Origin of the sequence: Paracoccus solventivorans, from assembly GCF_900142875.1 — a bacterium.
Taxonomy (GTDB): domain Bacteria; phylum Pseudomonadota; class Alphaproteobacteria; order Rhodobacterales; family Rhodobacteraceae; genus Paracoccus; species Paracoccus solventivorans.
This window is the reverse complement of record NZ_FRCK01000006.1, coordinates 37,953-48,147: the sequence shown is the minus strand read 5'-3', so window position 1 is coordinate 48,147 and position 10,195 is coordinate 37,953. Positions and strand designations below refer to the sequence as shown.

The following is a 10,195-nucleotide window of genomic DNA, read 5'->3' as shown; positions in this document are numbered from 1 at the left end:
CATGACGTTCCTGATGGTTTCCAACATCCTGCTGTGGGTCGCATTCCTGGGCGTGACCGTGGTGCTGCTGGGGCTGATGCGGCAGGTGGGGCTGCTGCACGAACGGTCCTCGCCCATGGGGGCGATGATCACCGACCACGGCCCCGACATCGGCGACAACGCGCCCGAGTTCGACCTGCCGGATTACTTCGGCCGCCCGCTCCATATCGGCGGGGCCTCGGAGCGCCCGACGCTGCTGATGTTCACCGCGCCGACCTGCCCGGTCTGCGACAAGCTGTTCCCGATCATCAAGTCGATCGCCCGGGCCGAGAATATCGGCGTGGTCATGATCAGCGACGGTGCCCCCGAGGAACACGCCCGGTTCCTGAAGACCCACGAGCTTGGCCAGATCCGCTATGTCGTCTCGGCCGAGCTGGGGATGGCCTTCCAGGTCGGCAAGATCCCCTACGGCGTGCTGCTGGATGCCGGCGGCATCATCCGCGCCAAGGGGCTGACCAACACCCGCGAGCATCTGGAAAGCCTGCTCGAGGCCGACAAGACCGGCTTTGCCTCGCTGCAGCAGTTCATGGCCAGCCGCAAGAAAACCGCGGCCTGACCCGGCCGATTCCACGCAATCCCAAGCAGAGGGAGGATAAACGATGCTGGGGAACTTCAGGTTCGACTCCATGGTCGAGAAGATGTCGCGCCGGGTGGCCGGCCGCACCAGCCGCCGCGGCGCCATCGGCCGCATCGGCACGGTGCTGGCCGGGGTGGCGCTGGTGCCGCTGCTGCCGGTGGACCGCCGCGGCCGCGTCAGCCGCGCCAATGCCGCCACGCCGGCCGAGGGCAGCGATCCGCGCGCCAAGTGGCAGCCGCAGGACACCGATATCCAGTCCTGCGACTACTGGCGGCACTGTTCCATCGACGGCAACATCTGCGACTGCTCGGGCGGGTCGCTGACCAACTGCCCGCCGGGGACCAAGCTGGCAACGGCGTCCTGGGTGGCCAGCTGCTACAACCCGACCGACGGGCAAAGCTACCTGATCGCCTATCGCGACTGCTGCGGCACCAACATGCCCGGCCGCTGCCCCTGCCTGAACACCGAGGGCGAGCTGCCGGTCTATCGCCCCGAGTTCGCCAACGACATCATCTGGTGCTTCGGCGCCGAGGATGACGCCATGACCTATCACTGCACCATCTCGCCCATCGTCGGCCGCGCCAGCTGACGATCCTGGCCGGGCGGCGGTTCGCCCGGCCCAATTCCCCCAGGAGGTTTCCATGAATTCCGCAATGACGTTCCGATCCGCGCTTGCCGCTTTCCTGCTGTCCGCCGTCAGCGCCACCGGAGCATTTGCACAGGACAGGATCGCCGTGCTGACCCATGCGCCCGTGGCGGCCGCCGAAGTGCCGGCCGACGCCATCGTCGTGAACATCGACAAGATGAAATACGACGTGCCGGAACTGACCGTCCAGGCCGGCGACACCGTTTATTGGGTCAACAAGGAGGTGATGCCCCACAACGTTGCCTTCAAGAAGGGCATCGTCGGCGACGGGGATTTCCGGGGCGAGATGCTGAAGAAGGATCAGGCCTACGCCATCACCTTCAACGAGGCCGGTGACTTCGAGTATTTCTGCACGCCGCATCCGTTCATGCGCGGCAAGGTCATCGTCGAATAGGTCAGCCGGGATGTGGATTCCTTACGACATCCGCGCCTCGCTCAAGGCCGACAGCAGCAAGGACACCCTGCGGCTGTCGCAGGCGGATCCGCGGCCGCGGGATTTCGTGGTCGGGTTCTTCCTGCGCAACCCGGTCACCCAGGCGTGGGAGCTGGACCTGGTGGCGGACGAGGGTTCGGCCGAGCTGCCGGCCGGGCCAGAGCTGCCGGATGCGTATCTGAGCCTGCATCCCAACCAGGCCGGCAAGCTGGCCGAGGTGATCTATCGCCTGCCGGCCAGCTCTGCGACCGAGGCGCTCGAGCTGGCCCATGCTGACATGCAGCGCCGGATGCTGCGCTGGCTGGTCGAGATCGGCCGCGGCATGGCCATCGCCGGCTGGCGGGTCGCTGACATGGCCCATGGCGCGCGCTGGCGCTGCACGCCCTTCCGGCCAAGCGCGATGCAGGTGAACCATGCGGCGCTGTCGCCGCTGGACGCGGATCTGGCGCCGGTGGTCGAGCTGTTCCAGCGCGCCCGCAACGCCCCGGATGCGGCCAGCCGGCTGCTGGCGGGGTTCGCGGTGCTGGTCGCGGCGCTTCGCCATCCCGCCATGGCGGGATCGGGGGCAGGGGCGCTGCGCGTCACCCAGGAAATGCTGGTCCATGCCGGGGCGCTGGCGCTGGCGGATCAGCTGCTGGACCTGTCGCTGCCCGAGCTTGTCGCCACGCTGCGCCCCGAGCATGAGCGGCTGGTTGGCACGGACGGGGTGCTGCTGCCGGTGCTGGACGATCTGGCGGGGCAGCGGCGCCTTGCGGTGCTGGCGAACCTTGCCGACCTGTCCGCGCATCGCCTGATCGTGGCCGAGATCCGGGCGCGGCAAGACTCTCGCGCGCCCGCTGCCCGCCCGCCTGTCCCCGAACTGGTCAAGGAAGGGTAGGGGTGATGACGAGGCCACCGCTGCCGCGCGCCCTGGTCCTGCTGTTCCCGGTCCTGCTTGCCGCGGCCGGGGTGGTGCTGGCGGCGACGCCAGAGCAGGGTCGGCATGACACCTTGCCCCGGGACGAACGGCAGCTGGCCGCGCTGGGGCGAGAGCTGTTTCACGACCGCGGGCTGTCGCGCGACGGCACCCAGTCCTGCGCGACCTGCCACGACCCCGAGTTTGCCTTTACCGATCCGCGGGAGACCGTTGCCGGCCGGGCGGTGTCGCTGGGCGACGACGGGGTGTCCCATGGCGACCGCAACACGCCGACCCTGTCCTATGCCGCGTTCAGCCCCGATTTCCACCAGACCGTCACCGGCGCCTTCAAGGGCGGGCAGTTCTGGGACGGGCGCGCGGACAACCTGCGCGACCAGGCCGGCCAGCCGATGCTGAACCCGGCCGAAATGGCGATGCCGGATCGCGAGACCGTGGTCTCTCGCCTGCGCGCAAGCCCCGAATATCGCGCCGCCTTCACCGGGCTGTTCGGAGAAGACGCGCTGGGGGATGTGGACCGCGCCTTCGACCACGCGGCCTCGGCGCTGGCCGCCTATCAGCAGACCGAGGAGTTCGCGCCCTTCGATTCCAGGTTCGACCGCTATCTGCGCGGCGAGGCTACCCTGACCCCGCAGGAAGAGTTCGGCCACACCGTGTTCATCACATGGAACTGCCGGCTCTGCCATCAGGTCCGCCAGCCCAGCTTCGTTGCGCAGGAAACCTTCACCAGCTATGAGTTCCACAATATCGGCGTGCCGGTGAACCATGAGGTGCGCCGCGTGAACGGGCTGGGCGCCGATCATGTCGACCAGGGGCTGCTGTCGCGGCCGGGGATCGACGATCCGGCGCAGGCGGGGCGGATCAAGGTGCCGACGCTGCGCAATGTCGCCGTGACCGGCCCCTACATGCACAATGGCGTGTTCAGCGACCTGCGCACGGCGGTTCTGTTCTATAACAAATACACCAGCCGCCGGCCGCAGTCGCAGATCAACCCGGAAACCGGCGAGCCCTGGGGCGACCCCGAGGTGGCCGAGAACCTGTCGCTGACCGAACTGCAGTCGGGGCTGATGCTGGACGATGCGCGCGTCGATGCGCTGGTCGCCTTTCTCGAGACCTTGACCGACCGGCGCTACGAGCCGCTGCTGGCCGAGCAGAAACGCGCAAGAGAGGAGGCCGCCGCCGGCAGGTGACGACCACGCACCCCAGGAACACGCACCCCAGGAAGGAGGGCGCAGAATGGCATCCGGTAAACGCAAGGTGAACCGGCGGACTGCGATCGTCGAGGTCGCCCGCACGGCCGGCGCGGTCTGCCTGGGCGGGCTGTCGCTGGCGGCGCTGGTCCGGTCGGCCGATCAGGCCGACGCCCGCGCGCTTCGCCCGCCCGGCGCCCAGCCGGAGCCGGACTTCCTGTCGGCCTGCGTGCGCTGCGGCCTGTGCGTGCAGGCCTGTCCCTATGGCACGCTGTCGCTGGCCGAATGGGGGCAGGAACCCGCCGTCGGCACCCCCTTCTTCACCCCGCGCGAGGTGCCCTGCTACATGTGCCGAGACGTGCCCTGCGCGCGCGCCTGTCCCACCGGGGCGCTGGACCGCGACATCGCCATAAGCGATGCGGACATGGGCGTCGCGGTGCTGGTCGGGCACGAGGACTGCCTGAACTACAAGGGCATGAATTGCAGCATCTGCGTGCGGGTCTGCCCGATCCGTGGCGACGCCATCACCCTGGAAGAGGGTGAGTTCAACGGCCGCAAGATCATGGTTCCGACCGTGCATTCCGCGCATTGCACCGGCTGCGGCACCTGCGAGAAACATTGCGTGACCGGCCACGCCTCGATCCGGGTGCTGCCGCGCGATCTGGGGCTGGGCGGCGACGGCCGCAACCGGGCCGGGCGGGCGACGTGATCGGCTGGTGGGTCTCGGACAGCCGCAAGCTGGCCGTCGCTTCCCGCGGGCTGCTGCCCGCGCATAAATGGTGGCTGCTGCGCCGGCTGAGCCAAGTCTCGGTGCTGGGGCTGTTCATGCTGGGGCCGATGGCGGGGATCTGGCTGGTGCGCGGCAACTTCGCCGCCAGCGACATCGGCGGGATGGTGACGCTGGCCGATCCCTATGTGCTGCTGCAATCCCTGGCGGGCGGGGCCGTGCCCATCGCCCCGGTGGTGGTCGGCGCCCTGCTGATCCTGCTGCTCTACCTGGTGGTCGGCGGACGGGCCTATTGCGGCTGGGTCTGCCCGGTGAACATCGTCACCGACACCGCCCACTGGCTGCGCGAAAAGACCGGCCTGACCCGGGACCGCAAGCTGGACCGGCGCAGCCGGCTGGTGATCCTCGGGGCCACGCTGGTCGCCTCGGGCCTGACCGGCACCATCGCGTGGGAGTTCGTCAACCCGGTCAGCCTGCTGCAGCGGGGCCTGATCTCCGGCATCGGCTTTGGCTGGACCATCATTCTGGCGGTGTTCCTGCTGGATCTGGTCGTGGCGCGCCGGGCCTGGTGCAGCCACCTGTGCCCGGTCGGCGCCTTTTACGGGCTGGTCGGCCGGGCCGCGGTCATCCGGGTCTCGGCCGCCCGCCGCGATGCCTGCACCGACTGCGGCGCCTGCTTCAACATCTGCCCCGAGCCGCATGTGATCGTCCCCGCGCTGAAAGGCGAGGGCAGCCCCCTGGTCCTGTCCGGCGACTGCCAGAACTGCGGCGGCTGCATCGATTCCTGCCCGGTGAAGGTGTTCCACCTCTCGGCCCGCGGGCGCGGAGGGGCCGGGCAGGTGCATTGACGCGAGAGCTGCGCGCGCTGCTGGGACGAGCGGTTGCCGGGATGTTTCTGTGAGCGGGGTTGGCCATGATAACGGCCTCGTCCTGCAGGAGAATCTGTGCCGGAATGTCGATGAAATGGCGCACCCGACAGGATTCGAACCTGTGACCTCTGCCTTCGGAGGGCAGCACTCTATCCAGCTGAGCTACGGGTGCCGTCCGGGTCGTTTAGTGCAAGCCGCCGCGGCCCGCAACCCGTATTCGTGCGGGGCGCGGCGGGCAGGACGGGCGCCGCCGGTCCCGGGAATCGCCGCCCCGGGCGCGCGGAAATCGCCGCCAAGGCTTGCAATCGCCGGCGATCGCGCATATGTGGCGCGCACTTCACAGGCAAGGGCGGGCCGCGGGCGGGAGACATCCGTTCAGGTCCACCGGTTGGGGGCGACCCCTGATCCCTTGCCCAAGGCGCAAACCGGAAAGGACATGGACATGGCGCTTCCCGAATACTCCATGCGTCAGCTGCTGGAAGCTGGCGTTCACTACGGCCACCAGACCCAGCGCTGGAACCCGCGCATGGCCGAATACATCTATGGCGACCGCAACGGTATCCATATCATCGACCTGACCCAGACCGTCCCGCTGCTGGACCAGGCGCTGCAGGTGATCCGCGATACCGTCGCCAAGGGCGGGCGGGTGCTGTTCGTCGGCACCAAGCGCCAGGCGCAGCGCGCAGTGGCCGATGCCGCGGAAAAATCCGCGCAGTTCTACATGAACCACCGCTGGCTGGGCGGCACGCTGACCAACTGGAAGACCGTCTCGCAGTCGATCCAGCGGCTCAAGCAGATTGACGAGCAGATGGCCTCGGGCGCCGAAGGGCTGACCAAGAAGGAACGCCTGGGGATGGAGCGCGAGCAGGCCAAGCTGCAGGCCAGCCTGGGCGGCATCCGCGACATGGGCGGCCTGCCGGACCTGCTGTTCGTGATCGACGTGAACAAGGAAGACCTCGCGGTCCAGGAAGCCAACAAGCTGGGCATCCCGGTGGTGGCGATCGTGGACACCAACTGCTCGCCCAAGGGCATCGCGCATGTGATCCCGGGCAACGATGACGCCGCCCGCGCCATCGCGCTTTACTGCGACCTGGTGGCCCGCGCCGCGCTGGACGGCATGAGCGCGCAGATGGGCGCCGCCGGCGTCGACCTGGGCGCGCTGGCCGAGCTGCCGGCCGAGGAACTGGACGATCTGTCCGGGGACGAGGCCGCCGCCGCCGCCGAGGAACAGGCCAGCGCCGTCGACGCGTAAGCCGCGACCGGCCGCAGGCACCCAACCACATGCAGGCGGGGGCATTCCCCGCCTGACCCGTTCAAGCAAGGAGATGACCATGGCTATCACGGCCGCGATGGTGAAAGAGCTGCGCGAATCGACCGGCGCCGGCATGATGGACGCCAAGAAGGCGCTGCAGGAAACCTCGGGCGACATGGAAGCCGCGGTCGACTGGCTGCGCACCAAGGGCCTGGCGAAAGCCGCCAAGAAATCCGGCCGCATCGCCGCCGAGGGGCTGGTGGCCGTCGCCGTCGAGGATGGCAAGGGCGTCGCCGTCGAGGTGAACTCGGAAACCGATTTCGTCGGCAAGAACGCCGAGTTCCAGTCGATGGTCGGCGATATCGCCCAGACCGCGCTGTCGGTCGATTCGACCGAAGCGCTGGCCGCCGCGCCGCTGAACGGCAAGCCGGTCAGCGAAGTGCTGACCGACGCCATCGCCCGCATCGGCGAAAACATGACGCTGCGCCGGATGGTTGCGGTCCGTGGCGACCACGTGGTCTCCTATGTCCACAACGCCGCCGCCCCCGGCATGGGCAAGATCGGCGTGCTGGTCGCGCTGAAGGGCGACGCCGACAAGGCGCAGGAGCTGGGCAAGCAGATCGCGATGCATATCGCGGCGACCTCGCCCGCCTCGCTGTCTGAGGCCGACCTGGACCCGGCGCTGGTCGAGCGTGAAAAATCGGTGCTGACCGAGCAGGCCCGCGAATCGGGCAAGCCCGAGGCGGTGATCGAAAAGATGATCGTCGGCCGCATGTCGAAGTTCTTCGAGGAAGTGACGCTGCTGGGCCAGAAATTCGTCATCAACCCCGACGTGACCGTGGCCCAGGCCGCGGCCGAGGCCGGGCTGGAAGTGACGGGCTATGCCCGCGTCGCCGTCGGCGAAGGCATCGAGAAGAAAGAGGAAGACTTCGCCGCCGAGGTCGCCAAGACCCTGCAAGGCGCCTGAGCAACCCCTCTGCTCCAAGATCCGGCCGGTCCCCACGGGGGCCGGCCGTTTTCGTTGCAGATGCCGGGACGGGTGTCGAGCGTTCAGGGCTGGTTTAAAAGGCCGGATTGACTGCCGTCCACCACACCGCAGCGATGCGACAAGCGCCTCAGCTAGGTACACCCCCCGGCCGCCCGACAGGACCTGTGATGCACGGGCGTTTTCTTGCAGGTCTGCGGTATCGGAGCGACCGCTACCCGCGGCCTCGCAGCGAAGATGGTAAGCGCCCAGGTCACAAGCCCCCGCCGCCGGACAAGCCCCTCGGGACCCGGGCTTTCCCTTTTGCCGCGTTCCAGGCGCCGGACAGCCGTTGCCCGCGGCAGCGCAACCCCCACACTCCGCCTTATCTCTTGTCCCCAAATATCCCCGCCGGAGGCTCCGGCCGTGCCATCCTGCGCCGCGGCGCCCATTCCTCACCGCCGCACAACTTCCTGCGACCAAAGGCGGACACCCGGCCCCCCGGCGTTGACTTGCCCGCCCCCGCTTCCAATCTTCATCCCAGATGCGACAACGGAGGAGGTGACGCATGGCCTGGTCGAAACCGATCGCCCGCGAAGTCAGGTGCGGGATGGAAATCAACATGTATGGTCCGGCCGAGGACGATCGCGACGCCCGCGACGTTCTCTGACGACCGTCCACAGTGAAGCTGAGGATTCTTGGGGCGGCCGCCGGAGGGGGGCTGCCCCAATGGAATTGCGGCTGCCCGAATTGCCGTGACGCGCGGACGGGACGGATTGCGCCGATGACGCAATCCTCGGTCGCGGTGACGGTGGGGGGCGAAACCGTGGTGCTGAATGCCTCGCCCGATATCCGTGCGCAGCTGCCCGCCTGCGGGCTGGAGCCGCCGGGCCTGCGCGGCAGTCCGCTGCGGGCGGTGGTGCTGACCAATGGCGACGTGGATCACATGGCTGGGCTCTTGAGCCTGCGCGAGAACAGTCCCTTCACCATCCACGCCACGCAATCCACGCTCGCGATCCTTGACCAGCCGATCTTCCGGGTGCTGAACCAGGATCACGTCGCCCGCGCGCCCATCCAACTGGACCAGAAGTTCCAACCGCTGCCAGAACTGACCGTCACCGCCTTTGCCGTCCCCGGCAAGGTGGCGCTGTGGCAGGAGGAGGGCGAGCCCGATACCGCGCTGATCGGCGAACAGACCGTGGGGCTGCGGCTGGACCACGGCGGCCGCACGGCGTTCTACATTCCCGGCTGCGCGGCGGTCACTGACGATCTGCTGGACCGGCTGACCGACGCCGACCTGTTGCTGTTCGACGGCACGGTCTGGGCCGACGACGACATGGAACGCAGCGGCACCGGCGCCAAGACCGGCGCCCGCATGGGGCATGTGGCGATGGACGGTCCCCATGGCAGCATCGCCCGGCTGGCCGGCCTGCGGGCGCGCCGCATCTTCACCCATATCAACAACACCAACCCGGTGCTGCAGCCCGGCTCGCCCGAACGCGCCGCAGTGGCCGCCGCCGGATGGGAACTGGCCCACGACGGCATGGAGATCGACCCGTGAACGACCACACCCCGAACCGGTCCGCCTTCGAATCCCGGCTGCGCCGCATCGGGGCCGAGCGCTATCACGACAAGCACCCGTTCCACGCGCTGCTGCACTCGGGCGGCTGCGACATTGACCAGGTGCGGGCTTGGGTGATCAACCGCTATTACTATCAGTCGCGCATCCCGATGAAGGACGCGGCCTTCATGTCGCGGGTGGACGATCCGGCGCTGCGCCGGGCCTGGCGCTCGCGCATCGAGGATCACGACGGCACCGAGGATCACCCCGGCGGCATCTGGCGCTGGCTGCGGCTGGCCGAGGGGGTGGGGCTCGACCCGGATTACGTGGCCTCGACCCGGGGCGTGCTGCCGGCCACGCGCTTCGCGGTCGACGCCTATGTGCGCTATGTCCGCGACCAGCCGCTGCTGGCCGCCGTGGCCTCGTCGCTGACGGAACTTTTCGCCCCCGCGATCCACGAACAACGCATCGCCGGGCTGCTCGCGCATTACGATTTCGCCAATCCGCAGACGATCAGCTATTTCCAGCACCGCCTGACCGAGGCGCCCAAGGACGTGGCCTTCGGCCTCGCCTGGGTGCTGGACCACGCAGGCACGGCGGAACAGCAGGACATGGCCGCCGCCGCGCTGGTGTTCAAGACGGATGTGCTGTGGGCGCAGCTTGACGCGCTCTATTCGGCCTATGTCGCCCCCGGCCGCATCCCCCCCGGCGGCTGGCAACCCGGAGAGGGGCTGCTGGGATGACCGGCCCGCTGACCCCCCGGGACCGGCCGTTCCTGCCGCGCGGGGTGCGGCTGCACCACGACCGGGTGCGCGACCTGCCGGTGCTGCTGGGCCCGGAAACCGCGCTGATGCTGGACCCGGTGGGCCACGCGGTGCTGGCCGAGCTGGACGGCGCCCGCGACATCGCCGCGATCAGCGCGGCGCTGGCCGAACGCTACGCCGCGCCGGTCGAGGTGATCGAGGCCGACGTGATCGAGTTTCTGGGCAACATGGCCGCGCAGCGGCTGGTGGAGGTCGCATGA

General features: G+C 68.7%; 13 protein-coding genes and 1 tRNA gene. 13 read left to right on the top strand and 1 reads right to left on the bottom strand.

Annotation, left to right across the window (positions count from 1 at the left end; all coding sequences use genetic code 11):
* Position 1 precedes the first annotated feature (1 nt).
* Genes mauD through napH form a run of 7 tightly spaced genes read left to right on the top strand, consistent with a single transcriptional unit; the run spans position 2 to position 5,373 of the window.
* Complete coding sequence (mauD, locus tag BUB57_RS10250; protein ID WP_073066401.1) at positions 2–595, top strand: methylamine dehydrogenase accessory protein MauD; 594 nt, start codon at positions 2–4, stop codon at positions 593–595.
* Between the two features lie 43 nt (positions 596–638).
* On the top strand, positions 639–1,205 hold the full coding sequence (mauA, locus tag BUB57_RS10245; protein ID WP_073066397.1) for a methylamine dehydrogenase (amicyanin) small subunit: 567 nt from the start codon (positions 639–641) through the stop codon (positions 1,203–1,205).
* A 52-nt stretch (positions 1,206–1,257) separates the two neighbouring features.
* The gene (locus BUB57_RS10240) at positions 1,258–1,656 is read left to right on the top strand and encodes an amicyanin (RefSeq protein ID WP_073066393.1); all 399 of its coding nucleotides are present in this window, start codon (positions 1,258–1,260) and stop codon (positions 1,654–1,656) included.
* 10 nt (positions 1,657–1,666) lie between these two features.
* Entirely contained in the window at positions 1,667–2,572 is a 906-nt protein-coding gene (gene mauJ / locus BUB57_RS10235) for a methylamine utilization protein MauJ (protein WP_073066390.1), read from the top strand.
* A gap of 5 nt (positions 2,573–2,577) precedes the next feature.
* Complete coding sequence (locus tag BUB57_RS10230; RefSeq protein ID WP_073066387.1) at positions 2,578–3,798, top strand: cytochrome-c peroxidase; 1,221 nt, start codon at positions 2,578–2,580, stop codon at positions 3,796–3,798.
* Positions 3,799–3,844: 46 nt separating this feature from the next.
* Entirely contained in the window at positions 3,845–4,507 is a 663-nt protein-coding gene (gene napG, locus BUB57_RS10225; RefSeq protein ID WP_073066383.1) for a ferredoxin-type protein NapG, read from the top strand.
* Positions 4,504–5,373 (top strand): quinol dehydrogenase ferredoxin subunit NapH, encoded by an 870-nt coding sequence (napH, locus tag BUB57_RS10220; protein ID WP_073066380.1) that lies wholly within the window; start codon positions 4,504–4,506, stop codon positions 5,371–5,373. The genes napG and napH overlap by 4 nt, the downstream gene beginning before the upstream one ends.
* Positions 5,374–5,489: 116 nt before the next feature.
* Here the strand turns inward: napH and BUB57_RS10215 are convergent.
* A tRNA-Arg gene (locus BUB57_RS10215) sits at positions 5,490–5,566 on the bottom strand.
* A gap of 270 nt (positions 5,567–5,836) precedes the next feature.
* Between BUB57_RS10215 and rpsB the strand changes: the two genes are divergently transcribed.
* From rpsB to pqqD, 6 genes are all read left to right on the top strand, one after another.
* Positions 5,837–6,646: a 30S ribosomal protein S2 gene (gene rpsB, locus BUB57_RS10210; protein ID WP_159435570.1), complete on the top strand. Its 810-nt coding sequence runs from the start codon at positions 5,837–5,839 to the stop codon at positions 6,644–6,646.
* Positions 6,647–6,725: 79 nt separating this feature from the next.
* A complete protein-coding gene (tsf, locus tag BUB57_RS10205) occupies positions 6,726–7,613 on the top strand; it encodes a translation elongation factor Ts (protein WP_073066777.1) in 888 nt (295 codons plus the stop codon).
* 565 nt (positions 7,614–8,178) lie between these two features.
* A complete protein-coding gene (gene pqqA / locus BUB57_RS10200) occupies positions 8,179–8,280 on the top strand; it encodes a pyrroloquinoline quinone precursor peptide PqqA (RefSeq protein ID WP_073066373.1) in 102 nt (33 codons plus the stop codon).
* A gap of 12 nt (positions 8,281–8,292) precedes the next feature.
* A complete protein-coding gene (pqqB, locus tag BUB57_RS10195) occupies positions 8,293–9,171 on the top strand; it encodes a pyrroloquinoline quinone biosynthesis protein PqqB (protein ID WP_073066371.1) in 879 nt (292 codons plus the stop codon).
* A complete protein-coding gene (gene pqqC / locus BUB57_RS10190; RefSeq protein WP_234952037.1) occupies positions 9,168–9,914 on the top strand; it encodes a pyrroloquinoline-quinone synthase PqqC in 747 nt (248 codons plus the stop codon). The genes pqqB and pqqC overlap by 4 nt, the downstream gene beginning before the upstream one ends.
* A complete protein-coding gene (gene pqqD / locus BUB57_RS10185; RefSeq protein WP_073066364.1) occupies positions 9,911–10,195 on the top strand; it encodes a pyrroloquinoline quinone biosynthesis peptide chaperone PqqD in 285 nt (94 codons plus the stop codon). Before pqqC ends, pqqD begins: the two co-directional genes overlap by 4 nt.